Source organism: Streptomyces sp. CA-250714 (assembly GCF_050936705.1).
Taxonomy (GTDB): Bacteria; Actinomycetota; Actinomycetes; order Streptomycetales; family Streptomycetaceae; genus Streptomyces.
In genome coordinates this window covers 2034866-2061351 of sequence record NZ_JBNJMI010000001.1, presented here as the reverse complement: position 1 = coordinate 2061351, position 26486 = coordinate 2034866, and the positions used below count along the sequence as shown (strand labels likewise).

16 protein-coding genes are annotated in these 26486 nt (G+C 69.1%); 10 read left to right on the top strand and 6 right to left on the bottom strand.

All coding sequences use genetic code 11. The features are described from left to right. Positions 1-19 precede the first annotated feature (19 nt). The 4 genes from ACQEU8_RS09065 to ACQEU8_RS09050 all read right to left on the bottom strand — a co-directional run bounded on the left by ACQEU8_RS09065 (position 20) and on the right by ACQEU8_RS09050 (position 7026). On the bottom strand, positions 20-4600 hold the full coding sequence (locus ACQEU8_RS09065) for a putative T7SS-secreted protein (RefSeq protein WP_433098683.1): 4581 nt from the start codon (positions 4598-4600) through the stop codon (positions 20-22). Next, positions 4600-5250 carry a hypothetical protein gene (locus tag ACQEU8_RS09060; RefSeq protein ID WP_433098681.1) on the bottom strand — a complete coding sequence of 217 codons (651 nt, stop codon included), beginning with the start codon at positions 5248-5250 and terminating at the stop codon, positions 4600-4602. Before ACQEU8_RS09060 ends, ACQEU8_RS09065 begins: the two co-directional genes overlap by 1 nt. Beyond that, positions 5250-5648: a hypothetical protein gene (locus ACQEU8_RS09055; protein ID WP_433098679.1), complete on the bottom strand. Its 399-nt coding sequence runs from the start codon at positions 5646-5648 to the stop codon at positions 5250-5252. The genes ACQEU8_RS09060 and ACQEU8_RS09055 overlap by 1 nt, the downstream gene beginning before the upstream one ends. Before the next feature lie 472 nt (positions 5649-6120). After that, positions 6121-7026, bottom strand: coding sequence for a ScbA/BarX family gamma-butyrolactone biosynthesis protein (locus tag ACQEU8_RS09050; protein ID WP_433098677.1), 906 nt, complete (start codon positions 7024-7026; stop codon positions 6121-6123). A 299-nt stretch (positions 7027-7325) separates the two neighbouring features. Between ACQEU8_RS09050 and ACQEU8_RS09045 the strand changes: the two genes are divergently transcribed. From ACQEU8_RS09045 to ACQEU8_RS09035, 3 genes are all read left to right on the top strand, one after another. Next, entirely contained in the window at positions 7326-8606 is a 1281-nt protein-coding gene (locus ACQEU8_RS09045; RefSeq protein ID WP_433098675.1) for a cytochrome P450 family protein, read from the top strand. A 9-nt stretch (positions 8607-8615) separates the two neighbouring features. Then, the gene (locus tag ACQEU8_RS09040) at positions 8616-9338 is read left to right on the top strand and encodes an HAD family hydrolase (RefSeq protein WP_433098673.1); all 723 of its coding nucleotides are present in this window, start codon (positions 8616-8618) and stop codon (positions 9336-9338) included. Positions 9339-9474: 136 nt separating this feature from the next. Further along, on the top strand, positions 9475-10131 hold the full coding sequence (locus ACQEU8_RS09035) for a ScbR family autoregulator-binding transcription factor (protein ID WP_433098671.1): 657 nt from the start codon (positions 9475-9477) through the stop codon (positions 10129-10131). 126 nt (positions 10132-10257) lie between these two features. On the opposite strand, the gene ACQEU8_RS09030 is transcribed toward ACQEU8_RS09035, so the two are convergent. Continuing rightward, entirely contained in the window at positions 10258-11064 is an 807-nt protein-coding gene (locus tag ACQEU8_RS09030; protein WP_433102245.1) for an SDR family NAD(P)-dependent oxidoreductase, read from the bottom strand. Between the two features lie 119 nt (positions 11065-11183). Beyond that, entirely contained in the window at positions 11184-11837 is a 654-nt protein-coding gene (locus tag ACQEU8_RS09025) for a ScbR family autoregulator-binding transcription factor (RefSeq protein WP_433098669.1), read from the bottom strand. Positions 11838-12172: 335 nt separating this feature from the next. On the opposite strand from ACQEU8_RS09025, the gene ACQEU8_RS09020 reads away from it, so the two are divergent. The 7 genes from ACQEU8_RS09020 to ACQEU8_RS08990 all read left to right on the top strand — a co-directional run bounded on the left by ACQEU8_RS09020 (position 12173) and on the right by ACQEU8_RS08990 (position 26481). Next, the gene (locus ACQEU8_RS09020) at positions 12173-12310 is read left to right on the top strand and encodes a hypothetical protein (RefSeq protein WP_433098667.1); all 138 of its coding nucleotides are present in this window, start codon (positions 12173-12175) and stop codon (positions 12308-12310) included. Beyond that, entirely contained in the window at positions 12307-13446 is a 1140-nt protein-coding gene (locus ACQEU8_RS09015) for a hypothetical protein (RefSeq protein WP_433098666.1), read from the top strand. The genes ACQEU8_RS09020 and ACQEU8_RS09015 overlap by 4 nt, the downstream gene beginning before the upstream one ends. A gap of 468 nt (positions 13447-13914) precedes the next feature. After that, positions 13915-14691 carry an FMN-binding negative transcriptional regulator gene (locus ACQEU8_RS09010; RefSeq protein WP_433098664.1) on the top strand — a complete coding sequence of 259 codons (777 nt, stop codon included), beginning with the start codon at positions 13915-13917 and terminating at the stop codon, positions 14689-14691. Between the two features lie 54 nt (positions 14692-14745). Continuing rightward, positions 14746-16056: a lysine N(6)-hydroxylase/L-ornithine N(5)-oxygenase family protein gene (locus ACQEU8_RS09005; protein ID WP_433098662.1), complete on the top strand. Its 1311-nt coding sequence runs from the start codon at positions 14746-14748 to the stop codon at positions 16054-16056. A 980-nt stretch (positions 16057-17036) separates the two neighbouring features. Continuing rightward, positions 17037-17594 carry a winged helix-turn-helix domain-containing protein gene (locus ACQEU8_RS09000; protein ID WP_433098660.1) on the top strand — a complete coding sequence of 186 codons (558 nt, stop codon included), beginning with the start codon at positions 17037-17039 and terminating at the stop codon, positions 17592-17594. An 8-nt stretch (positions 17595-17602) separates the two neighbouring features. Next, a complete protein-coding gene (locus ACQEU8_RS08995; protein ID WP_433098658.1) occupies positions 17603-18082 on the top strand; it encodes a winged helix-turn-helix transcriptional regulator in 480 nt (159 codons plus the stop codon). Between the two features lie 302 nt (positions 18083-18384). After that, positions 18385-26481, top strand: coding sequence for an amino acid adenylation domain-containing protein (locus tag ACQEU8_RS08990; RefSeq protein ID WP_433098656.1), 8097 nt, complete (start codon positions 18385-18387; stop codon positions 26479-26481). Positions 26482-26486: the final 5 nt, after the last annotated feature.

Below are 26486 nucleotides of genomic sequence, written 5' to 3'. Positions count from 1 at the left end.
GATCTCCCTCCTTCCTCGCTCACGGCGGTGGGACATGCCACACGGTTGCCCCGGTAGCCGATCCCTCGACCAAATGCTCACTGACCTCGAAGACGTCATCAAGGTAGAGCCAGGTGGGATGGAGGGGTTGTCCAAGGGGAAGCGAGTGCTGGAGGACGACTCCTCCGAGGTCACTACGGCCTTCAGCTGCTCCCCGCGCATATCTCATCGCTGTTTCTGGATTGGTGTCCCAGGACGTGTACTCACTTCGAGTATTACCGCGGTGATGCTCGACAATGTCCGCGGGTCCGCCACGGGGGTGTGCTGTGCCATTGAGAGCGTCCGCGTAGCCTGGATGCTCTGTCGATACTCCGCGATAAATATAGCGAACTCCGGGGTCTTGGGTTATGTCACTTGCCGAGTTCGCCACTCTTCCGGACGGATAGTCCGGTGCAAGGCCATACGGGTCGGCCCAGATGTGCGGGTTGTCGACGTAAGTATCAGGGTTGGGCGCCGGGGCGAGCCCCAGGGGGTCGGAGGTGGTGTACCGGGCGGTGGCGGGATCGTAATACCGGTGGAGGTTGTAGTGCAGGCCGGTTTCGGGATCGTGGTATTGGCCGGGAAAGCGCAGCGGTGTGGATGCGATGCTGGAGCGGTGAGTCGCAGTGTTGCCCCACAGGGTGATTCGGGTGCGCCAGGCTATCTCGCCCTCGGGTGTGATCAGTTCGCGTGGCGTGCCGACGAGGTCGGTGACGATGGCGTAGAAGCGGGCGTCTATCTCCGACTGAGTAGCGCTGTCGAGCAGCCGCTCGGTCTGCGACAGAGGACTCAGGCCGTCGTGTTCCCAGGTGGTGGCCACCGGTTGCGGCATTTCACCGCCGGTGGCGGTCTGTTCGATGAGAAGAGGGCCGTCCCAGGTGAATTCCACCCGCTCCGCCGGAGTTTCACCGTCCGCCGTCAGCCGTTCCTTTGCGATGCGGCGGCCCAGCGGATCGTAGCGGTATCGCCACCGGGTGCCGTCCGGGGTCGTGACCTCGGTCAGGTGGTCTTCCGCGTCGTGGGCGAAGTGCCAGGTGTCCGGAAGCTTGGACAGGTGCTTGTGCCGGCGCATGACCAGGCGGCCCGCCTGGTCATGCTCGTAACGCACGGCACCGGCGCGCTGGAGGCGCATGCCGGTATATCCACGTTCGCCCTCCAACTCCGGCGGGAACGGTTGCGGCCAGTGAGCCGAGGCCTGGTTGCCGAGTTCGTCGTACGCGTACGACTCGGTCCAGCCGCGCGCCGAGACTTGTGTAACCCGCCCCACCGGGTCGAGGTCGAAGCGGTACGAGCCGTTGAGGTGATCGTCCAGGCCGGTGAGGTAGCCGTCCTCGCGGTAGTGGTAGCGGCGCTGCTGCAACAGCCGGGCTTCAGGGCCGGCGGTCAGCGTCTGAGCCGACAGTCGGCCTGACGCGTCCCGCTCCGCCGAGATCGTCAGCGTGTCGCCGATGCGGCGGGAGGTTTCGCGACCCGCCTCGTCCCGGGTGAAGGTCAGGCGGTGGCCGCCCGTGGTCAGGTCGCTGCGGTTGCCCGCCGCGTCGTAGCCGTAGGTGGTCACTGCCCCGGTCGGCGTCACCCGGCGGGTGCGACGGCCCAGCGCGTCGTAGGTGAAGGTGGTGACCCGGCCGTTGACCATCTCGGCCTTGATACGGCCGAGTTTGTCGCGCTGGTAGATCAGCTCGGCATCCGGGCCGGTCGCCGACAGCAGCCGTCCGGCCGGGTCGTAGTCGAAGCGGGTGAGCCGGCCGGCGGCGTCCTTGGACGTCACCCGGCCGAGCTCGTCCCGCTCGAAAGCGATCACCTCGCCCAGCGGCGTCCTCCGCTCGGCCAGCCGGCCCGCCGCATCCAGCCGGTAGGCCACTTCGCGGCCGTCGAAGTCCGACTCCGCCACCAGCCGCCCAGCTGCGTCGTAGACGTAGTCCCACGTGAGCCCGGTCGGGCCGGTGACCTGGGTCAGCCGCAGCTCGCGGTCGTGGTCGAACTCGTAGCGGGTGCCATCGGGCTCGATACGGGCGGCGATCAGGTCGAAGTGGGTGTATTCGTAGCGGGTCACCGCGCCGGTCGCGTCCGTCTGCGTGAGGCAGTTGCCTTCGCCGTCGTACGTCCAGGAGGTGGTGGCCCCGTCCGGTGCGATGCGCCGGGCGAGTTTGCCTTCGGGTGTCCATTCCAGACGGGTGGTCGCACCCGAGGGATCCGTTGTGGCCACCACCCGGCCGAAGGCGTCGCGCTCATAGCAGGTCACCCCGCCCAGCGGGTCGGTGATCTCGACCGGCAGCCCTGCGGCGTTGCAGCGCACCGTCGTGGTGTTTCCCAAGCCGTCGGTCTTCGACGCCAGATGGCCCGCAGCGTCGTAGCCGTAGCTGGTGGTACGGCCTGCCGGATCGGTCACGGTGGTGCACAGGCCCCGGTCGTCGAATTCCCGCCGCCAGCGGGCGCCGTCGGCCGCGACGAACTCGACAGGCAGGCCGAGCTCGTTGTACGCGACGCGTGTCTGTCGTCCATCGGGCCGCGTCACTGCAACGCATCGGCCCAGCTCGTCGTAGGTGTAGCGGGTCGTCCGCCCCAGCGGGTCGACGATCGCCGTGATCTGCTGGCCGTCGCCGTATTCAGTGCGGGTGGTGTGGCCCAGGGGGTCGATGATGGCGGCGATCCGGGCGGAGTCGTTGACCAGGTGGCGGGTGACGTGGCCGTCCGCGGTGGTCAGCGTCGTGACCTTGTGGCCGGTGGCCTGATCGATCTCGTCGTAGGACAGGCGGAGTTGGAAGTGCCCGCCGGCACCGCCTTCGGCGATGACCCGGCCCTGGTCGTCGTAGATGTAGTCGAAGCGGCTGTTGTTGGTGTCCGTCCAGGAGATGACGCGGTTTTCGTCGTCGTACTCGAAGTGGAGGGGGCGGCCGGAGGAGTTGGTGACAGCGGTGAGGTTGCCGTCGGTGTAGGTGTAGCGCATGACCGTCTGGTCGGTATGTGCTCCACGTGTTCCATGTGCTCCGGCGAGGGTCAGCGCGGTGATGCGGTTGTTCTCGACGGTCAGCTGCACCACGTAGCCGCCGCTGTGGACGATGCGGGTGGGGGCGCCGGTGTGCTGGTCGTATTCGAAGGTGATGCTGTGGCCGTTGCGGTCGGTGATCTGTTCGAGCCGGGCGGTCCCGTTCCCGGAGGCGCCGCTGTGCGGGGGAGCGAAGTGCCGCTCCCGTCCTGTGTCCGGCTCGGTCAGCGTGTAGCCGCCGTCGGGCGTGCGCTCCAGCGGCATACGGGCCGAGCCCGCCGTCGGCAGGGTGGGGACACCGGGCGCGGGGTGCGGATACGACAACAGGCGGCCGTCCTCGGCGACGAAGACGACGCCCTCCGGGTCGATCTCCAGCCGCTGGTCCACCGTCGAGGCCCAGGTCGGCCCGAACCAGCGGCCCAGCCGGTAGCCGGACTCGACGCGGCGGGTGAACGTCAGCGGCAGGCAGCCGGGCAGGGACAGATCGGTCTGCGGGAGGTACATCCTGCCCGTGGCGAGGTCGACCGGGTCGGTCCTGCCGGACGGGATTTCGTCACCTCGCCGGGCGGCCTGGCCCGGGCCCCTCTCGGCCAGTGTGTTGCGGGCGTCGGCGGCTTCCTTTGCGAGTTTGCCAGCGCGGCCGGCTTTGGTTGCCATGCCGAGGCCTTTGGTGCCGAGGAGTTCGGGCAGGAGGCGGCCGATCCCTTCTGAGGGGTCCTTCTTGAAGGTCTCCCACATCTGTTTGCCGGTGCCGACGGGATCGTTGGCGACGCGGACGAGACCGGTGACGGTGGAGTTGAGGTTGGTGACGTACTCGGCGGGGTGGGTGATGTTGTACGGGTCGAGCGGGTTGACGCCCCTCACAAAATTGTTGAGCCCGGCCAGCCCTTTGACCACGCCGCCGCCGAGGTGGGTGGCATCCAGCTGGAGCCCCTGGAGGCCGTCGCCGGCCTGGTCCCAGTAGTCCGGCTTGGGCGGAGCGGCATCGCGCGCTGCCTTGACGGCCGTCTGGGCGATACCGGCGGCCGTATTCCGCTGGGTGCGGGCGCGGGAGAGCTGTTCTTCGGCTTCGTCTTTCTTGTCGTCCTTGTATTTGGCCACCGCCTCGCGGGCCTGGGACTGGGCGCGTTCGACGGTGTGGGCGAAGTCCTCCAGCGCCCCGGCAGCCTTCTCACAGGCATCGGCGGCCTTGGTCCACTTGGCCGGCTCCAGGCCGACCTTCTCCCAGAACGCGTCCGCCGCCTTCCCCTTCAACGTCCCCTTGGGCAGCTTCTTCAGACCGTTGGCGACGTTGTCGAACGCCGTCTGGAAGTCCTTCAGATGCTTCGCCGTGGAGCGGATCTTGCTCGGACTGCCGAAGATCAGCTTGCTCGGGTCGTCGGTCTCATCCAGCTGGAACTCGGCCGTCTCGGCGCCCATGGCGTTGGCCGCCGAGCGGGACTTGTCGCGGACCCAGTCCCCGCCGCTCTCCCAGCCGACATCGTCCATCCGGTCGGCGGTCCAGTTCCCGCCGCCCTCGACCAGGTCGCCCGCGCCCTCGACCAGGTCCTCGCCCTTGTCCTCGATGGAGTCGGGTACGAAATCCCGCCAGCCCATCAGCCCTCACCGCCCTGTTGTTGGGTGGCTGCGCGTTCTTCAGGGGAGGGGCCGAAGGCGCGGTCGCGTCCGGCCTCGATCTGCTCGTCGCTCAGGCCGGTGGCGTCCTGGGCCATGTCCATGTACATGCCGCCGCGGCCCTTGGTGGTCAGCTCCCGGCCGGTGTCCTGCCAGTCCTGTTTGATGTCCTGGCCCGCCTGCTGCCAGGACTCCCCGCTCCAGTCCGGCGCATCCGGCATCAGAATGCCGCCGTAGCCCTGCTTGGCGACCTCCTCCTCGGTCGCGTGCGGGTTACCGGTGTAGGAGACGGAGTTGAGGGCGACCTTGAGGGTTCCTGCCCGGTACTGGTCCTCCTCGTGCGCCATCCCCGCCGACAGCCCCAGCCGCTCCGCCAGCCCGTTGGCGTTCTGCACCAGGGCACGTACGCCCCACTCCCACTTCTCGCAGAAGTCCTCGAAATCCGTCGCCAGCCCGGGATGCCCCATCTCCATCCCGGACAGCGACAGCTCCCCGAAACCCGCACCCTGCAACGAGGACGTCGCCGAGCTGCCGGACTGCTTCAGTTCATCGATGGCCCCCTTGAGCCCCTTCTCGATCAGGTTGAGGGACTCTTTGTTCCACTGGACGCCGTCGCCCTTGTCGTCACCCATCAGGCGCCCTCCCCGCTACCGGCGCCGACGGCCACCTCATCCGGCACGATCCCCGGCACAGGCGGAAAGAGCATGGAGCCGTCCTCATCCGCGATGTCGACGGCCACACCCGTCGGCCCATCGAGTGCGGGGATGACGACATCCAGCAGCCGGGCACCCAGCACCGACACGTACTCCCACTGCTCACCCGGCGCACCGCCGCCCCCAAGCGCGAACCGCGCCAGCGCCCCCTCATCCGTGAACGCGAGAATCCAGCGCACCCCACCGAAACTCCGCGCCAGTAACCGATCACCGCCCACCCGCGGCACCAGCACCACAGCCCGCCGGAACTCACCCAGCAACGCACCGGGATCCCCGACCCCGGCACGCATCGCAGCGATCTCTTCTGGAAGCTCCATCTCGGTCCCCCGGCCGCACGAGCAAACCCCGGCACCATAGAACGACACGTCACCGGACCGATAGACAGCTGCGCGAACCCGCTGCAACGCGGCTTTCGTGGACCAGACGAGTAACTATGTCTCGCCGCCTCTCGACGCAGGCCCAGCTTGCTCTTCGGCCGGACGCACCCAAGATTCATCCGTGCAGCCTGGAAAACCATGTCAAGGAGCTGCTGCATGGTGCGCTGTCGTCGGTGGATGCCGTACGGGTGCTGTTGTGAAGGCTGGTCTCGATGCGGCTGGCATATGCGGCGGCGGCGCACGGTGCCATGGAGGTGCCGTCGCCCTTTCTTTTATGTCCCCCGAAGAAGACATGCGGAATTCATTCCGCCGTTGATATCCACCGCGAATTGCTTGAAGGTGGCGGGCTCGCCGGACCCGCCACGCGTACTCGGGATGTGCCACCCCCGGGAAGGTGCGCGGCGCGCAGAACTCAGGCAGCGGCCGCGGTGACAGGGCCCTGGAGCTGGGCCAGGAAGACGTGCTCACCGTCCTGGTGGCCGGTGACATGGACAGTGAGCTTGCCGGCCTGCTGGACCGTGAGCAGATGGGCCTCGATCCAGCAGGGGCTGTCGAACTCCGCGTACCGGCAGAAGTCGGTGGACATGGAGGTCGGGGCCAGGGTGTAGCCGGGGGCGAGGAGGGCGCGGGCCGCCTGGCGGGCGGCTTCCATCAGCACCATGCCGGGCACGTGGTCCCCGCCGTGGTCGAAGAGAATGGGGTGGTCGGGGTCGGGTGAGAGCAGCCAGCGGCCGGGCTTGTCGGTCGATCTGAGCACCACGTCCACGCTGCGGGTCCGGCCGAACTCGGCCGGGTCGCCCGTGTCCTGGTCGCCGCGTACCGTCCCGCGTCTGCCCTGCGTCGGCACCCGGTCCGGTGTGGCGACCGGCTCCCGGCCGCCGCGCAGCCGGCGGTAGGTGGCCTCCGAGACGCAGGTGAACCGTCCGCCGCCGTGCGCCACGGACTCGCCGTCGCGCCAGATGGTGATGTCCATCCCGAAGTCGGAGAGCCTTTTCCCCTTCCACACCGGATCGGTGCACACCGCGGTCAGGGTCAGATCACTGGGGTGATCGCCGATCAGCAGTCGATCGTGGTCGGTGGTGAAGGACAGGTCCCACATCACGAAGTGATGCCCGAGTGGAACATTGAATTCCGAGTGGGCGAGATACAGACCCACCTGCCGCATGGTTTCCGCGGCTTGCAGCGGATCATGGCGACGGCCGTCCGGGCTGGTGAAGAACGTATGCGCCCGGGGCCATTGGCCCGTCAACGAAAAGCGGTTCTCGCCGATCTTCTGGCAGCTGGTCAGAAAGACTTCGGCGAGTGAAGCACGGTGCACATATTCCCTGGGCACCGTGGTGGTCAGTCGTGGGAGGCGGAGTTGGTCGTCATCACCTCCCGGTCCCGGAGGGGCGTTGGTATGGCGATCTTCCTGTCGAGCCTCTAGCAAGGTCACAAGACCTCTCCCCCATGAGATGGCTGGAAGCGCTTGAGCCCCGTAAGATACGTCCCCGCCGGTTTTCTTTACAAGACCAAAACGAAAAGCTTGCCTATCACCGCAGCTCAGACCATGATCCGCGATCAACTGGGGATTCTGGTGGGTTGAGTAAACCGAATACCCGGTTTATTGTCCTGGCCGTGGCTCGCTCCCAGTGCACCCTCACCATCGACGCCTCGGGCCGTGATCTGCACAAAGACGCCGCCCGTTTCCGCAACCAGGGCCCTGTCGCCCGGGTACTCCTGCCGGGAGACATCCAGGGCTGGGTCGTCACCGATCTCGGTCTGATCAAGCAGTTGCTCCTCGATCCCCGTATCTCCAAGGACGCGCACCGCCACTGGCCCGCCTGGGCCGGCGGCCAGGTGGACGAGTCCTGGCCGATGTCCATGTGGGTGTCGGTACGGAACATGCTCACTGCGTACGGGGCCGAACACGCCCGCCTGCGCAGGCTCGTGGCCGGGGCGTTCACCGCGCGGCGTACCGCCGCGCTGCGTCCGGTCGTGACCACCGCCGTCGGTCAACTGCTCGATGGACTGGCGGAAAAGTCCGGTCAAGTGCTCGACTTACGCCAGGAGTTCGCCTGCCAGGTGCCCGCCCGGGTGATCAGCGCCCTGCTCGGGCTGCCCGAGTCCGTGCACGACGATCTGCTCCGCGTGGTCGGCACGCTGTTCCGGACCACGGCCACCCAGGAGGAGGCGCAGGCCAACCAGCGCGAGCTGTATGGGCTGCTGACCGAACTCATCGCCGAGAAACGGGCGTCCCCTGGCGCGGATCTCACCAGCGATCTGATCGCGGCCCGGGACTCGGAGGACGGTGCGGGGCTGAGCGAGAAGGAACTCCTCGACACGCTGCTGCTGGTGATCGGTGCCGGGCTGGAGACCACGGTGAACCTCATCGACCACGCGACACACGCCCTGCTCAGCCACCCCGGGCAACTGACGCTGGTGCGCGACGGGTCGGCGACCTGGAGCGACGTCATCGACGAGACGCTGCGCCAGCAGGCCGTGGTGGCGAACATCCCGTTCCGGTTCGCCACGGAGGACATCACCCTCGACGGAGTGTTCTTCCCGGCGGGTGACCCGATCCTGCTCTCCCTGGCCGCCGCCGGACGTGACCCGAGGGTGCACGGCCCGGACGCGGACGGCTTCGACGTGACGCGAGCCACCCGCCGCGACCACATCCCCTTCGGCCACGGCGTCCACCACTGCCCCGGCCGGCCGCTGGCCCGGATGGAGGCGACGATCGCGCTGGAGGAACTCTTCCGTCGCTTCCCCGACCTGGCGCTCGCCGTACCCGCTGACGAGGTGCCGCCGCTGGAGTCCTTCATCAGCTGCGGCCACGCCGAACTCCCGGTACGGCTGGGCCGCGAGAGCCAAGCGGGCTCCGACGCGTGTGCGACTCCCGGCATGAGAGGTTCGTGAGCTCCCGTCATGACCACGACGTCCCACCCGCTGCGCCAGCTGCGACTTGTCGCGCTCAACATCGACGGTGTCCTGCTCAACGACACCTTCAGCCCGGTCATCCACCGGTTCCTCACCTCCCGGGGGGTCCGCTACACCGCCGAACTGGAGCGGGCGCTGTTCTCCCAGCCGCAACTCGCCGCCGCACGCGCCTCCGGCCTCGACGGGTCGCCCGAGGAACTGGTGAAGGAGTACTTCCGGGAGCGGGAGGAGTATCTCGCCGCCCACCCGGTGCGGTTGCTGGACGGTACGGAGGAACTGCTGGCCCGCCTGGACCGGATGCGGGAACAGCAGGACGGCCGGCTCCGGCTGGTCTGCTACGGCGGACTGGAGCGGCACCATTTCGACCGCCATATGGGCGCGCTGACCCGGTACTTCGACGAACCGGGCTATGTGTGCACCAACGACTTCCGCCCCGGTATCGCGGAGATCACCGGCGACATCTGCGGAGTCCGGCCGGACGAGGCGCTGTTCGTCGACGACGTGGCACGTGTGGCGGAGGCGGCCCGGGAGCTGGGCGTGGCCTTCATCGGCCTGCCTTCGTCGTACGAGCACAGCTACCAGCGGGAGCTCATGCGGGAGGCGGGCGTACGCCATCTTGTGAGCTCGCCGGGGGAGATCGACGGGGCGCTGCTGCGGGCCGTGGACGAGGAGGCCGCGGCGGGCACGGTGTGGCAGCACACTCCGTCGTAGCTCCGTCCGTCCGCCCGTCGTAGCTCCGGTCACCCGGTCGTAGCTTTCCGTACCCCGAAGGGTGGCGAGTACGATACGTGCTGGACGGTTTCTTTTCGCTGCCTCGTCGTAGCGCCGACACCCGTGGGAGGGTCGATTGGCCCGGCAAGAACGAGCGGTCAGAACACGCCGCGCCGTGCTGGAGGCGGCGGCCGAAGTGTTCGCCGAGCACGGGTACGCGGCCGCGACGGTCGCCGACATCCTCGCCCGCGCAGGTGTCACCAAGGGCGCCCTGTATTTCCACTTCGACTCCAAGGAAGCCCTCGCCAGGGGCGTGCTGGAGGAACAGGCGGCGCACTATCTGCTGCCGCAGGAGCTGAAGCTCCAGGAGTGGGTGGACTCCGGACTGACGCTGGCGCACCGGCTGCCACAGGACGCGATGCTCCGCGCCGGAGCCCGGCTGTCGACGGATCTGCGCGGCCTGGAGGAGTACGGCACCGCCTTCCCGCTGTGGACGCAGTTCTCGGCTACGGTGCTGATAGAGGCCCAGCGCCGGGGTGAGGTGCTGCCGCATGTCGACCCGAAGGAGACCGCGGAGCTGATGGTCAGCGCCTTCCACGGCGTTCAGCTCTACTCGCAGGTCACCACGGGCTGGGCGGATGTGGAGCAGCGCGTCTGTGTGCTGTTCCGGCACGTCCTGCCGACGATCGCGGCGCCGGCACTCCTCTCCCGTATCGACATCACGCCGGATCGCGGGGCCCGGGTGGTCGCCGAGGCCAAGCGCATGCAGGCTCCGCCGCTCACGGTGAGTTGAGAAGGGCCGGCGGATCTTGACCGGCCCTCTCCGTTGTTCCGGTCGGGGGTGCCCCTGACCGCCGGCCGCAGGTGCGGGTGGTTTGTGGTTGCTCGCGCAGTTCCCCGCGCCCCTTCGGGGCGCGGTTCACAGATGGGAGCCGCCGGAGGCGTCCAGGCACTGGCCTGTGATCCAGCGCGCGTCGTCCGAGGCGAGGAACGCGACGATGTCGGCAACGTCGTCGGGCAACCCCATGCGGCCCAGTGCCGCATGGGCGGCGTGCGCCGCCTCCGCCTCGGCCGTGGCCCAGCGCCGAGTGTTCATGTCCGTCTTGACGAAGCCGGGAGCCACCGCGTTGACGGTGATGCCCCGCTCGCCCAGCTCCTTGGCCAGCGCGCGGGTCATGACCTCGAGCGCGCCCTTGGCCATCGAGTAGGCGAGCGACTGCGGGAAGGCCACCCGGGTTGCCGCCGAGCTGATGTTGATGATCCGCCCGCCGTCCACCATCCGACGCAGACCGTGCTGGACCAGGAAGAGCGGCGCCTTGGCGTGCAGCTCCAGCAGCCGGTCCACGTCCCCGGGCGTCACCTCGTAGATCGAACCGGGCACGCTGATTCCGGCGTTGTTGACCAGGATGTCCAGCCGCGCCGGCGCGCCCAGTTGGGCCAGGGCCGCGTCGAAACGCTCGTACAGTGCGGGCACCGCGGCGTCGTCGCTACCGAGCTCGGTACGCAGCGGCAGCGCTTGCCCGCCGTCCTTGACGATGCGCTCGACCGTCTCGCGCGCGGCCTCCTCGTTGCCCGCGTAGTGGACGACGACGAGTGCGCCGTCCGCCGCCAGCCGTCTCGCTGTTGCGCGTCCGATGCCCCGGCCCGCGCCGGTGACCAGCGCCGTTCTTCCGGAGAGAGTGCCCTTGCCGTGGTGCGGCCGTTCGTCCTGCCCGTCCGTGGCCATGTCGCCCCCGTTCTTCCGCTGTGTCCGACTGTCCACATCCTGACCATCGTGCGGGTTTTCGGCACGCTGCGGGGGGAGTTCGTAGGGGAGGCGACAGCAAAGGCAGGGTGCGCTCCCGCTCAGTCCTTGGTGCTGCCCGGGTAGCGGTGCTCGTCGGCCCCGGTGGGCTGGGATCCGCCGACGACGAGTGTCTCGCGTATCGACTCCTCGGCGAGCCGGGGCAGCAGCAGTGTCCAGAACCGGGTCACCGTGTGGTGGGAGAGCCACCGGTTGTCCTGCCCGCTGAGGGTCTCGAACCCCATGGTGGCCGCGACCACCGTGGCGGCGGCATCCCGGGCCGTCACGTCCGGCACCAGCGCCCCTTCCGCGTCGGCCTGCGCGAGAACGTCCTCCACCCAGCGCTGCCAGCTCTCCCGGAGCGTCTCGTCGCCCCGCGTCTTCTGCTGGGCGTGGCACAGCTCGAAACCGGCGCGCAGTACCGCGTCGTTGCCCAGCCCCCGGCACAGCGCGTGCGTGGCGTCGATGAGGCACTGCAACGGATGTGCGGTCCGGCGTGCGGTGATCCGGCGCAGCCGCTGGGCCGCGGCCTCCCATACGGCATCGGCCAGTGCCGCCTTGTTGGAGAAGTGGAAGTGGAGCGCTCCGTTGCTCACCCCGGCACGTGCGCTGATCGTGGTCAGTGACGCCACCTCGAAGCCGTCGCGGTCGAACAGCTCCGCGGCGGACTCGATCAAGGCGTTACGCGTGCGTACCGCACGTTCCTGTCTGGCCATCACCGGCGCTCCGTCAGTACGAGTGGCAGGGCGGTGTCCAGGCCGCCGGTGAACGGGCCGCCATGGACATGAAGTTGATAATAAACCGCGTGAACGGTTTCTAACAGGTCGAGGGTGTGGGTGCCCAACAGCCCACGACTGAAGGCAGGTTGCCACTCCGGGTAGGTGAATGGCCACCCAGGGGAGCGGTTATTGGCCGCTACGTGAACGCACCGTGAGGGGCGGGTGCCTTCGGCTGCCCCCGGCGCCCTTTCGAACACCTTTCGGGATACCTAAAAACAAACCCGCCGCTTGGTATGTTTTTGACAGTCCGCAGAAACGAGGGGAGCCGTAACGTGGACGTGCAGCAGTGGAACGACTTCTGCCTGGTGGGGAACGACTTCCGCCTGGCGACGGCGCACGAGGGCGACACCGGCGCGATGAGCGGAGCTCATGCGGCAGTCCGTACCCGGACCAGAGGGCTCCGCTCGTGAGCCGGCGATCGGCGATCGCGGCGCGGCGCGACAGGGAACCGGACGAACGGCCTGTCGGCCCGCTGGCCGCAGTCGCCCTCGATGAGCTGCTGGCCTCCGACTCCCCCCGTCTCAACGGCGAGGACACCGCGCACATCAGAGCGCTGGCCGCACTGGAAGCCCCGTTGCCGCCGATCCTGGTGCACCGCGGGACCATGCGCATCATCGACGGTATGCACCGGATGCGCGCGGCCCGGCTGCGTGGCGAGAACCGGATCCAGGTGGAGTTCTTCGAGGGTGGCGAGGACGAAGTGTTCGCGCTGTCCGTGAAGCTCAACATCACCCACGGGCTGCCGCTCTCCCAGGCCGACCGCAAGGCCGCGGCGAAGCGCATCATCGAGGCCCACCCGTACTGGTCGGACCGGCGGATCGCCGCCAACGCGGGGCTCGCCGCGAGCACCGTCGCAACCATCAGACGCCGTTCAACCGGCCGGAACGCACAGTTGAACGTCCGCGTCGGCCGCGACGGACGGGTCCGGCCCCTCCACGCGACCGAGGGGCGGCTGCGGGCCAGCAAGATACTGGCCGCCAACCCCGAAGCATCCCTGCGGCAGATCGCGGAGGAGGCCGGGATCGCAACGGCCACCGCCAAGGACGTACGTGACCGGATACGGCAGGGACAGGACCCGGTCCCGCCCCGGCTCCAGGCCGCGGCACTCGCGCGTCGCGGAGCGGTGGCGTCCGTGACCGCCGACCAGGGCGGGAGCGCCGGAACGACGGCGGGTGCGGGAGCCGGGGCCGCCGCGGGTACGGGCACAGCCACGGGGTCGGCTCCCAGGCTCGGCCTCGGGCCGGGCGCGGGCGCTGTCGCCGATGCGATGGCCCGGCTCGGTGCCGGAGTTGCTGCTCCCCGTACGTCTCCCGCGGCCCTGGACGCCGTACTGGCCAACATGCGCCGGGACCCCGCCCTGCGTACGGACGCCGGGCGGCTGCTGCTGCAACTGCTCAGCGCACACGCCATCGGTGACGAGGTGACATGGCAGCGGCTGGCGCGCAGCGTTCCGGTACACCGCGCGGAGACCCTGGCACAGGCAGCACGCCGGTGCGCCGACCACTGGTTGCGCTTCGCCAAGTGGGTCGAGACGAGGAGCCCGTGACCACCTCGAACAGGGGCGGTGTCCACCTCGGACGGGAGGCGGTGACCACACCGGAGGGGAGCCCGTGACTACGCGAGCGGCAGCCGGCGGCCCTCACGGGCGGATCCGGCCGGCTCTCGTCCGTGACCACGGGGAGCGGCAGTCGGTGGCCCCCACGGGCGGATCCGGTCGGCCGGCGCTGTGCGGCCGTGGCCCGGCCCACGTATCCCCTGGCCGGATATCACTCCGGTAAGTGCGGCCAATTGCGGCGCGGTGATTGACAGATTCCGTAAAGAATTCCGCGCGCCCGTCACCTCCGGCGTTGCCGCAATTCCCGGTGCACTGCCCGCTGTTCAACCCGGAGAACGGCAGTACAACTGGTGGCCCCGGGCCTTGCGTCGTTACGCTCGATTTCCGTCGAGGGCGGCTGCGAAATTCTCCGGAGGCGGCGACCCGGCTCGATCACTGACCGATCCCTTCACTAAGGATGTGCGTGCCTTGTTCGTTCCCGAGCAGTACCGTGAGCCGGACGGCTCATGGATGGTCGATTTGATCCGGCGGAATCCGCTGGCGCTGCTGTCGGCCAACGGGCCCGCGGACGGCCCTCCGTACGCCACTCATCTGCCCGCACTCGCCGACCCGGAGTGGGAGGGCGAGTGGGGCCAGGACCTGTCCGGCGGGCGCCTGATCGGCCATATGAACAGGGCCAACCCGCACTGGGAAGCGCTGCGTTCCGGAGCCAGGGTCGTGCTCGTCTTCACCGGGCCGCACGCCTACGTCTCACCCACCCTGTACGGGACCACGCCGGCCGCGCCGACCTGGGACTTCACCTCCGTGCATGTCCAGGGCGTGCTGCGGAAGATCGAGCCCGCGGAGGCGGGCGCGCGGACCCTGGAGGTGTGCAAGGCGACGGTGCGGGCCCTGGAGGGGGAGTTCGGCGCCGGCTGGGACATGACCGAGTCGGTCGACTACTTCCGCCGGATCGTGCCCGCCGTGGGCGCCTTCGGCATCGAAGTGCTCCGCGCCGACGGCATGTTCAAGCTCAGCCAGGAGCAGCGGCCCGACATCCGGGAGCGGGTCCGGCGGGACTTCGCGGAGCGCGACTCGACCCGGCACCGCGAGACAGCAGCGCTGATGAGCCGGCTCGCTTCGGCCGGCGCCTGCCCCGTACCACAGGGAAACGGCCACAAGGTCAGGGAAAACGGCCGAGTGGCCGAGGAAAACGACCACGCGGCGGAGGCCGCGGCGGCGGACGGTATGCACTGACGGCACGAACAGCACACCAACGGTTCTCAATACCTCAGGACGGGGAGACCTTTCATGAAGCAACACGACGATTACGCGGTCGTGGGCGTCGGATTCGGGCCGTCAAATCTGTCCCTCGCCGTGGCGCTGGACGAGCACAACAAGGCCGGCGGAAATCACCTCTCCGCCACATTCGTCGAGCGTCAGCCCGCGTTCGGATGGCATCGCAACATGCTGCTCCCGTCGGCGAAGATGCAGGTCTCCTTTCTCAAGGACCTGGCCACGTTCCGCAATCCGACCTCCCGGCACAGCTTCGTCTCCTATCTGCACGAGGCGGGGCGACTGGCGCAGTTCGTGAACAACCAGGACTTCTTCCCGACGCGGCAGGAGTTCCACGACTATCTGGAGTGGGCCGGTTCCCACTTCGCGGACCGCGTCCGCTACAACGCCGAGGTGACGGCCTTCCGGCTGCCCCCGCGCCGGCGTGGTGGGCCGGCGGACACGGTGCAGGTGGAGGTGCGTGACAAGGGCGAGGGTGGTGGCGCACGGCTGCTCAGCGGTCGCAACGTCGTCGTCTCCACCGGCCTGGTGCCCAAGATGCCGCCGGGCATCGACCGGGACGAACGCGTCTGGCACAGCTCAGAGTTCCTGGGCCGGTTCCGTACGGTGGACCCGGTGACCGTCCGCCGGGTCGCGGTGGTCGGCGGCGGACAGAGCGCGGCGGAGATCGTCCGGTACGTCTACGACGAGCTGCCGCATGCGGAGGTCTCGGCGGTGCTGCCGTCGTACGGCTACGCGATCGCGGACGACACCCCGTTCGCCAACCAGATCTTCGACGCCGACGCAGTGGACGACTACTACCACGGCAGCGACCGCGCGCGGGACGCCTTCTGGCGCTACCACCGCAACACCAACTACGGCGTCGCGGACACCGACACCATCAAGGACCTCTACCAGCGCGTCTACGCCGACGAGGTGGCCGGCAACACGCGGCTGTCCTTCCGCAACCTCTCCAGGATCGACGCCGTCAAGCAGATCGGCGACGAGGTGCGGGCCACCGTCTTCTCGGCGCGCAGCGGTGAGACGTACGAGCTCGATGTGGACGTGCTGATCTTCGCCACCGGTTACGACCCGATGGACCCCGCGGACTTCCTCGGCGATCTGGCGGAGCACTGTCTGCGCGACGACAGCGGCAGGCTCCGCGTCGGCCGGGACTACCGCGTCCTGACCAGCCCCGAGGTGACCGCCGGAATCTATCTGCAGGGCGGCACCGAGCACACCCACGGGCTGGCGTCCTCGCTGCTGTCCAACATCGCCATCCGCAGCGGCGAGATCGTCGACTCCATCGCCGCGCGTCGGCCTGTGGTACAGCGCAGCGCCGCCTGACGCTCCAGCGGCCTGGGGGCACCTCCCGGCCGGAGGCTGGGGGACTCCCCTGACGCGGGGCCCGGCAGTGGCCTGTACGGCCGCTGCGGGGCCCCGTTGTCGTGTCCGGGCCCGGGTACGGGGGCCGGGGGCTGGTTGGCCTGACGTATCCGCCCGCGCCTGCCAGGCGTACGCGGCGCACGGCGCACAGCAGCTCCGCACAGGCCGTGTGGGCCGCGCGAGCGGTGCGGGGCCGTGCGGGCCGCGTCTCGCCGTGCGAGCCGCGCAAGCCGCGTCGAGTCGTGCGAGCCAGCCCGAGCCGCGCAAGCCGTGCGGGGCCTCGCTGAGCCGTGCGAGCCGCGAGAACTGTGGGGCCGATGTGAGCAGTTGAAAACCCGCGCGTCGGTTTGTTCTGCGCTTCGTGCGGGGCCTCGTCAAGTGCTCGAAGCGGGGCAGGGTGATCCAGTGCGGTGGCGGACGGCTCTGCGAGTTGTCTTTCCTTAGTGCGGCCGGGAGATCAATTGGATCTCTGATATATGGCTTAAGCTGCGCATTCTTTGATCGTTTACGCTCGCCCCCGGTATCCCGCGCATCGATTCCGCATGGCGGCGGCGCGTCCGGGCCTTGATCCAGGGGCAGTTGAGCGAGCGGCGAGTGGCGTCCTCTTGGTGTCAGGGGCTCGGAAACAAACCCGACCACTGGTATGTTTCTTTTCAAGCGCCAGGGCCCCAGGCCCACGCGCTGCCCCGCGCTGTTTTCAGCGGACCGTGGGCACAACGGGGAGGAGATGGTCTGCCGTGAACGTTCTTGCTTCCTGCGCCGGAACAGGCGCCCATGAACGGCGCTGCCCCGCGTAGCAGGGCCTTCCGTTTCAGGTACCGAGACCCGCAGCCGCAGCATTCTCCAAGCGAGCCCCGGGTTTTCCGCACGCCTGCGTATTCAGGAGCTGCACCACAAGTCTGCCCTGATGAACCCGAGCTGCTATGAAATTCGGAGTGCACATGACCTCGCAAGTGGCGAACCGGCACAACACAGCGAGCACAGCGAACAAAGCAATGAACAAGGAGGTGCAGCTGCTGAGATGGCCCGTGCAGCGGGAACTCCGCGAGGAATGCCGAAAACGCGGCGTGCCCCGCATTCTCGTCGTAGAAGCTGGCCTGGAGGCCCCCGTCTGCGAGGACATCTACGAGGACTGGGTGCGCGCCCCCGTCACCTCGCCGGACCTGAAGGCACGCGCTGACGCGCTCGCCCAGCGCTACTACCGCAACCGCTCGCCGCAACTGGACGAGAACGGTGTGCTGTGGTTCGCCTCCCGCTCCGTGACGCTCTCCCCGAAGCAGGCCGAACTGCTGGTGCTGCTGGTGGCCAGGTTCGGCAAGGTCGTCCCCAGAGAGGCGCTGCGCTTCCAACTCGGCCAGGACGAGGGCCCGATGACCCGCAACGCCCTGGACCTGCACATGATGCGCATTCGGCACCGGATCAGCGCCATCGGCCTGACCGTGCGAACCGTCTGGGGCCGGGGCTACGTCCTGGACGCCCACCCCCAGCTGGCGTCGTGAGCACCCCGATGACGAAGCCGCCCGGCACACCCCGCATCCCGGACTGTCCGCTGGCCAGGGCCGCCGGTTTCATCGGCGACTGGTCCACCCTCGAACTGCTCCATGAGGTGTTCGACGGGCATACGCACGTCGAGGAGATCCGCGGCAACCTGCGCACCGACGCCGACGTGCTCGCCGCCCGGCTCGACGCACTCGTCGCCCGTGGCGTGCTGAAACGTCCCGCCGGGCGGCGGGACCACTACGAGCCCACCCCGCTCGGCCACTCCCTGCGGCCCGTGCTGCTGACCCTGGCGGCCTGGGGCAACCGTGAACTGGCGGCAGCGGAACGGGGCATGATCCTGGTCGACACCCGCACCGGCGAGGAGGTCGAACCGGTCGTGGTCGACCGGGCGACGGGTCGGCGCGTCGACACCGAGGCGTACGCCTTCGCACCCGGCCCCGCCGCGAGCGGGGCGATGCGCGCCCGCTTCGGCAGGCGGAGCGACTGAGTCCGAACGTCGTCTTGCGGCCGTCGGCCATTCCGCCGGGATCGCCGCGATCGCCGTACCGCCGGAATTTCCGCCTCTCCCAGCTTCCGGCCGGGAGGTATCCCCGGCTGCTCGCCGTCGCGGCGGGCTCGTTCTGGGAGCTTCACCGGGCCCGCTGCGACGGAGCCTGTCGGTGGCTTCGGCCCAAGGCCCTGATTCTCGCTTTCCGGTCTCTGTCGTAGCCGTTCGGCAGCTCGGGTGGCGGCGGGAGACTGGGCGAACTGCGCGCTATTCGAGTCTTTCCTGCGAGAGGAATGGTTGTCGTGAATTCTCTGGGCCTTTCGTCGGCGCAGCAAGGAATGTGGCTGGCTCAGAAACTCGCCCCCGGAGCTTCCAACAATGTGGCGGCGCTCTGGCAGCTGGAGGGCGGTATCGACACCTCGGTCATGGGCGCCACGTTCGACAGGGTCTTCGGCGAGGTCGGCACCCTGCTCGTCAACTTCCACGAGGACGAGCAGGGCCGGGTACGGCAGACCGTCCGCGACGGGCTGGGGGAGTGGGAGCCCACCTTCGCCGACGTCAGCGGTGAGGCGAACCCGGAAGCCGCGGCGCACGCGCTGGTGTCCGAGCTGGTCGGCCGCCCCTTCGACCTCTCCCGGGATGCGCTCTTCCGCGCCGGGGCCGTGAGGGTCGGCTCCCGCACGATGGTCTTCCTGATCTTCCATCACATCGTGACCGACGCCTTCGGCCTGATCACCCTCATCTCGCAGCGGCTCGGCCAGGTCTACACCGCGCTGCTGCGCGACGAGCCGGTGCCGGACTGGCAGGTCTCCTCGGCGCAGCGCGTCCACGAAAAAGACGTCGCCTACCGGGAGTCGGCACGGTTCGCCAAGGACGCCGCGTTCTGGCGCGACTATCTGGCCGAGGCACCCGACCCGGTACGCCTGCCCGGCACCGGAGACCGGACGGGCACCGGGACCGGCACCAGCCCTGACGTCCGGGCCGGCACCGGCGACCGGCCGGCCGGGGACGAGCCGGGAGCCGCGGACGGCCCGGTGAACTGGGGCCGGGTCTCCCGCTCGCTCGGCATGGTGAACCACACCGTGACCGTCCCCCGCGCCGAGGCCGACGCGCTGGAGCGCGCCGCCGAGGCCGCGGACATGACCATGCCGAGCCTGCTCACCTCGACCGCCGCCGTTTTCTTCCGCCACACCTGCGACCTGGCTGAGCTCCTCTTCTCCGTGACGGTCAACCACCGCTTCGGCGCCGAGAAGACCACCCCCGGACTGATGTCGAACGTGCTGCCGCTGCGCGTGGACGTCCCCATGACGGCGCGGCTGGCCGAGGTGTCCGCCGCCGTCGCCGCCGCGAAGAGCACCGTCTTCCGGCATGCGGCCCACCAGGTCTCCGAGATCCAGAGCGGCACCGGAATGACCGGCACCAACCGCAGCCCCTTCGGGGTCATCCTCAACGTCATCCCCTTTGTCCAGGCGGTCGACTTCGCGGGCTGCCGGGCCCACTTCGTCGGCGGGTCCTTCGGCATCGTCGACGAGCTGATGATCTCGACGTACCAGGACGGCCGCGCCGACAGCGACCTCTACATCCGCTTCGACGCCCCCGCAGCCCTCTACAGCCCCACCGAACTCGCCGGGCTCGTCGAACGCTTCGTCGACTACCTCCGCGCCGTCGCTGCCGACCCGCAGCGACGCGTCGGCAGCCTCGACGTCCTCGCCCCCGCCGAACGTGACCGACTGCTGCACGACTTCAACTCCGCCACGGCCCCCGTCCCGCACACCACCATCCCCGAACTGTTCGAGCAGCACGCCGAGCGCACCCCCGACGCCGTAGCCGTCGTCTTCGACGGCGTCCCGCACACCTACCGGGACGTCAACACACGCGCCAACCGGCTCGCCCACCAGCTCATCCGGCGAGGCATCGGCCCCGAGGACCTGGTGGCCGTGGCACTGCCGCGCTCCGCCGAGCTCGTCATCGCGCTGCTCGCCGTCCTCAAGTCCGGCGCCGGCTATCTGCCCGTCGACCCCGAACACTCCAGTGGCCGCCTGGCGTTCGTCCTCGCCGACGGCGCCCCGCAGCTCGTCGTCACCGACGAGGCCACCCGCGCACTGCTGCCCGACTCCGACACCCCGCCCATCCCGCACCTGGACCTGACCGCCGTCGAAGCGGCGACCGACGGCCGCGACGACAACCCCCGCAACGCCGACCGGGTACGTCCGCTCCACCCGTCCAACACGGCGTACGTCATCTACACCTCAGGGTCCACCGGCACGCCAAAGGGCGTCACCATCCCGCACCGCAACGTCGTCTCACTGCTCACCGGAACCGACGAGTGGTGCCGTTTCGGGCCCGACGACGTGTGGTCCATGTGTCACTCGCAGGCGTTCGACTTCTCCGTATGGGAGCTGTGGGGCCCGCTGACCACCGGCGGCCGGGTGGTGGTCGTCCCCTGGGATGTGGTCCGGTCACCGGAGGCGCTGTGGCAGCTTCTGATGGACGAGCGCGTCACCGTCCTCAACCAGACACCCACCGCGTTCTACGAGCTGTCGGCCTCCCACGACCCCGGCCGGCGCACCGAGGCCGCGCTGCGCATGGTGGTCTTCGGCGGCGAGGCCCTCGACCCCTCCCGGCTGCACGGCTGGTACCCGCGGGACTTCGCACAGGCCCCAGCGCTGGTCAATATGTTCGGCATCACCGAGACGACGGTGCACGTCACCCATCTGACGCTGACCGGTCCCCCCGACGAGCCCGGCGCGAGCCCCATCGGCGCCCCGATCGGCAACTGGCGCGTCTACGTACTCGGCCCCGGCCTCAACCCCGTGCCTCGCGGAGTGGTCGGTGAGCTGTACGTCGCGGGTGACGGTGTGGCCCGCGGCTACCACGGACGCGCCGGGCTGTCCGCCGAGCGCTTCGTCGCCGACCCGTTCGGACCCGCCGGTACCCGTATGTACCGCACCGGCGACCTGGCCTGCTGGAACAGCGCGGGCGAGCTTGAGTACCGGGGCCGCGCCGACCACCAGGTCAAGATCCGCGGCTTCCGTATCGAACCCGGCGAGATCGAGGCCGTGGTCGCCGCACACCCCGGCATCGCCCAGGCCGCCGTCCTCCCCCGGCAGGTCCCGGGCGCGGGCGGCGGAAAGCAGCTCGTCGCCTATGTCGTTCCCGTCGGAGCCGAGAGCGGCACCGAGGGCATGGGCGACATCGACCTCAACGCCGGTGCTTCCGTCGCCGAGCTGCGCGGATATGTCATGGACCGGCTGCCGGAGTACATGGTGCCGTCAGCGTTCGTCGTCCTCGACCGGCTGCCCATGACCGCCAACGGAAAGCTGGACCGCCGCGCCCTGCCGGAGCCGGAGTTCTCGGGCGGTGAGTACCGGGCGCCGGGTGATCCGGTTGAGGCGGCTTTGGCAGGCGTGTTTGCCGAGGTGCTGGGGTTGGAGCGGGTCGGTGTCGACGACGATTTCTTCGCGGTCGGCGGTGACAGCATTCGTTCGATTCAGGTGGTGTCGCGGGCGCGTGCGGTGGGTGTGGAGGTCTCGCCGCGGCAGGTGTTCGAGTGCCGGACCGTCGCGGAGCTGGCCGAGGCGGCGCGGGTGGGTGAGGGTGGGGGCGGCAGTACGGCCCTCGCCGAACTGGAGGGCGGCGGCGTCGGCCCGATGCCGGAGTTGCCGGTCGCCACCCATGTACGCGAACTCGGCCCCGGATATGAGCGGTTCGCGCAGTGGTTGGCGTTCGAACTCCCCGCAGGCATCGACCGCCCCGGCCTCGCCGCCACCCTCGAGGCCGTACTGGACCACCACGACATGCTGCGCGCCCGGCTGACGTACGGGCAGGACGGCGAGGCGTCGGACGGCGTTCCGGCGCTGGATGTCCTCCCGCCGGGAAGCGTGCAGGCCGACACCTTGATCGAGCACGTCAGGTGCGACGGCTCCTGGGACGCGGACTTCTGGGAGCACCGAGTACCGCCGCTGGTCGAGGACGCGGTACGGCGGCTGGATCCGGCCGCGGGTGTGATGCTCCGGCTGGTGTGGTTCGAGCCGGATGATGCGGCTGCGGCGGGCCGGTTGCTGGTGGTGGCTCATCACCTGGTGGTCGATGGTGTGTCGTGGCGGGTGCTGGGTCCGGATCTGGCTGCCGCCTGGGAGCGGGTGCGGGAGGGCCGGACTCCTGTATTGGAGCCGGTGGGGACCTCGGTGCGGCGTTGGGCGCATGCGCTGAAGGAGGAGTCGGCGCGTCCGGAGCGGGTGGCGGAGCTGCCGTTCTGGGAGGGCGTGCTGGAGGGCCCGGATCCGGTGGTGGGTTCACGGGAGTTGGAGCCGTCGGTGGATGTGACGTCCACGGTTGAGACGGTGCGCGCTCAGCTGCCGGTGGATGTGACGGCGTCGGTGCTGGGCGCTGTGCCTGCGGCGTTTCGTGGTGGTGTGAACGATGTGCTGTTGGCGGGGTTGTCGTTGGCGGTGGCGCGGTGGCGGGAGCGGCGCGGCATCGAGGCGTCGTCCTCGTTGTTGCTGCGGCTGGAGGGGCATGGCCGTGAGGAAGAGGTCGTGCCTGGGGCGGATCTGTCGCGGACGGTGGGCTGGTTCACCAGCATGTATCCGGTGCGGCTGGATCTTGCCGGGGTGGATGTCGGTGAGGCGTTTGCCGGGGGTGTGGCTGCCGGGCGTGCGGTGAAGGCGGTCAAGGAGCAGCTGCTGGCGGTCCCGGACAAGGGGATCGGCTTCGGAATGCTGCGGTATTTGAACGACGGGACGCGGGCGGTGCTTGCGGGTCGTTCGACCGGGCAGATCGGTTTCAATTATCTGGGCCGTTTCTCCGGCACCGATATGCCCGAGCATCTGCGTGGCCTCGGTTTCCATCCCGCACCCGAAGCCGGCGAACTCACCGCCGTGCCTGCCCCCGAGATGCCCGCCATGGTGGCGCTCGACGTCAATTCCGTCGTCACCGACAACGGCCGCGGCGAACAGCTGACGACCCTCTTCTCCTTCCCGTCCGGGCTATTGGCTGCGGATGAGGTGGAGGAGTTGGCGGGGTTGTGGGTGGAGGCGCTGACGGGTCTTGCCCGGCACGTCACCGAGGCCCCGGACGCGGGTGGTCTGACGCCCTCGGATGTGCCGTTGGTGGGTGTGTCGCAGGGTGAGATCGAGGCGTGGGAGGCCCAGTACGCCGGGTTGGTGGATATCTGGCCGCAGTCGACGTTGCAGGCTGGGTTGTTGTTCCACAGCAAGCTGGTGGATTCCGCTGGCGGTGCGGGTTTTGACGCGTATCAGATGCAGTTGGTGTTCCATCTGGCCGGGCGTGTGGATGCGGAGCGGATGAGGGTTGCCGGTCAGGCGCTGTTGGACCGGTATGCGAATCTGCGCACGGCTTTTGTGGAGGATGCGCGGGGCAATCCGGTGCAGTTGGTCGTCGAGGGTGTTGAGCTGCCGTGGGAGTTCGTGGACTTCACCGGTCTGCCGGAGGCGGAGCGTGCCGAGTCCTTCGAGCGGTTCCTGACAGCGGACCATGGTCGGCATTTCGATCCGGGGTGTCCGCCGATGGTGCGGATGTCGTTGGTGGCGTTGGAGGCGGAGCGGTTCGAGCTGGTGTTGACGGCGCATCATGCGCTGTTCGACGGCTGGTCGCTTCCGGTGCTGTTCAAGGACCTGCTGCGGCTGTACGCCGCACACGGTGACGCCTCCGGTCTGCCGCGCGTGCGGGGCTATCGGGACTTCCTGGCCTGGCTGGAGCGACAGGACCGGGAAGAGACCGTCCGGGCATGGGCTGCCGAACTCGACGGCATCGAAGAACCCACCCTCCTCGCCCCCGAGAGCGCAGGAAGCGAGAGTGAGAGTGCGGGTGAGGCGGTGGGCATCGGTCAGGCCGATGTTCCGCTCACGCCGCAGGAGGCACGGGCGCTCACTCGTCGTGCGGCGGAGTTGGGTGTCACCGTCAACACGCTGGTGCAGGGCACCTGGGCGGTGCTGCTCGGCCAGCTCACGGGGCGGCAGGATGTGGTGTTCGGTGCCACGGTCTCCGGGCGTCCCCCGTCGCTGCCGGACGTGGACTCCATGGTCGGCCTGTTCATCAACACCCTGCCCGTCCGGGTGCGCTACGACGCGGGCGACACCCTCGCCGACGTACTCCAGCGCACCCAGGAACACCAGGCAGGACTCCTCGACCACCACTATCTGGGCCTGGCCGAGATCCAGCAGAGCACGGGCCTGTCCAGCCTCTTCGACACGCTCGTCGTCTTCGAGTCCTACCCCATCGACCGCGCCGGACTGAACGACGCCAACACGGAAGCCGGCATCTCCATCAGCGGCGTCCGCCCGATGACGACCACCCATTACCCGCTCACCCTCCTGGCCACGGCCGACCCCCACCTGCGCCTGACGTTCCAGTACCAGCAGCACCTCCTCGACCAGGCCGCCGTGGAGTCACTCGGCGCCCGTCTGGTGCAGGTGCTGCGAGCCCTGGTGACGGATCCGTCGTTGCGGGTGGGTGCGGTGGATGTGTTGTCGGTGGAGGAGCGTGCGTGGCTGGCTGAGCGTCATGCGCCGTCGGCTGGTCATGTCGAGCCTGGTGTGTCGTTGGTGGGGTTGTTCGAGGAGTGGGTTGGGCGGTCGCCGGGTGCGGTGGCTGTGGTGTGTGGGGGTTCGCGGTTGTCGTTCGGGGAGGTGAATGCGCGGGCGAATCGGCTGGCTCGGGTGCTGGCCGGTCGTGGTGTGGGCGCTGGTGATGTGGTGGCGTTGGCGGTGTCGCGTACCGCTGATCTGCCGGTGGCGTTGCTGGGGGTGTTGAAGTCGGGGGCGGCGTATGTGCCGATCGACCCGGCGTATCCCAGCGGCCGGCTTGCGCAGATTCTCCGGGAGGCGGACCCGGCACTGATCCTCACCGACAGCGAAGCCTCTGGCGTACTGCCGGAGACGACGCAGTCCGCGACGACAGCCCCCCGCCTGCTGCTGGATCGCGGTGCGGTCTTCGAGGAGGGGGACGGCTCCGATCTGAGCGATGCGGAGCGCAGGGGTGCGGTGTCGGCGGGGGATCTGGCGTATGTGATGTTCACGTCGGGGTCGACGGGTGTGCCCAAGGGTGTGGGTATCACGCAGGGCAATGTGGCGGTGTGTCTGCCGGGTCTGGTCGAGGCTGTGGGTGGGAGTGGTGTGCCATGGCGGATGTTGGCGGGTACGTCGGTGAACTTCGATGTGTCGGTGTTCGAGCTGTTCGCCACATGGTCGACCGGGGGTTCGGTCGAGGTCGTGCGGGATGTGCTGGCGTTGGCCGAGCGGGAGCGCTGGGATGTGGACGTCATCAGCACGGTGCCCTCAGCCTTCGCCGAACTTCTCGACCAGGTGGCACAGCGGATCACCCCGCGCAGTCTGGTGTTCGCCGGGGAGCCGCTGCCCGACACACTGCTGCGCCGGGTACGCGCGGCCTTCCCCGGCGTTCGCATCGTCAACGCCTACGGCCAGAGCGAGTCGTTCTACGCCACCACCTGGACCGCTGTCGAGGAAGCTGATCTGCCCGCCACCCCGGCAGCTCCGCTGGGCCGCCCGCTGAGCGGGGTGCGTACCTATGTGCTTGGTGCGGGGTTGGTGCCGGTTCCGCCGGGTGTGGTGGGGGAGTTGTATGTGGCGGGTGCGGGGATTGGCCGGGGCTACCACGGCCGGCCCGCACTGACAGCCGAGCGGTTTGTCGCGGATCCGTTGGGTCCGGCTGGTGCGCGGATGTACCGCACGGGCGACCTGGCCCGGTGGAACGCGGACGGTGAGCTGGAGTACGTGGGTCGGGCCGATACGCAGGTCAAGATCCGTGGTTTCCGTATCGAGCCTGCCGAGACCGAGGCGGCGCTGCTCGCCCACCCGGGCGTGGCGCAGGCAGCGGTCATCGCCCGGGACCTGCCCGGCAGCCCCAACGGCGGCAAGCAACTCGTCGCCTACGTCGTACCCACGCAACCGTCCGCGCCGGACTCCGACGCCGACACCCTCGGCCCCGGCGCTCTCCGGTCCTGGGCAGCGCAGCGTCTGCCGGAGTTCATGGTGCCGTCGGCGTTCGTCACCCTCGACCGGCTGCCACTCGCGCCCAACGGAAAGCTGGACCGCAAGGCGTTGCCCGAGCCGGAGTTCTCCGGGGAGACGTATCGCGCCCCGCGCACGCCCGGCGAGGAGCAGCTGGCGACGCTGTTCGCCGAGGTTCTCGGCCTGGAGAAGGTCGGGATCGACGACAACTTCTTCCACCTCGGCGGCCATTCACTGCGCGCCACCCGGCTCGTCAGCCTCATCCGCACGGCCCTCGGTACGGACATCCCGATCCGTGCCGTCTTTCAGCACCCGACCATCGCCGAACTCGCTCGCAGGCTGGAGGACTCGGCGGCTACCGGCCGCCCCCGACCCCGTCCTCGTCTGCGCCGGATGACTCAGGAGTAGCCCGC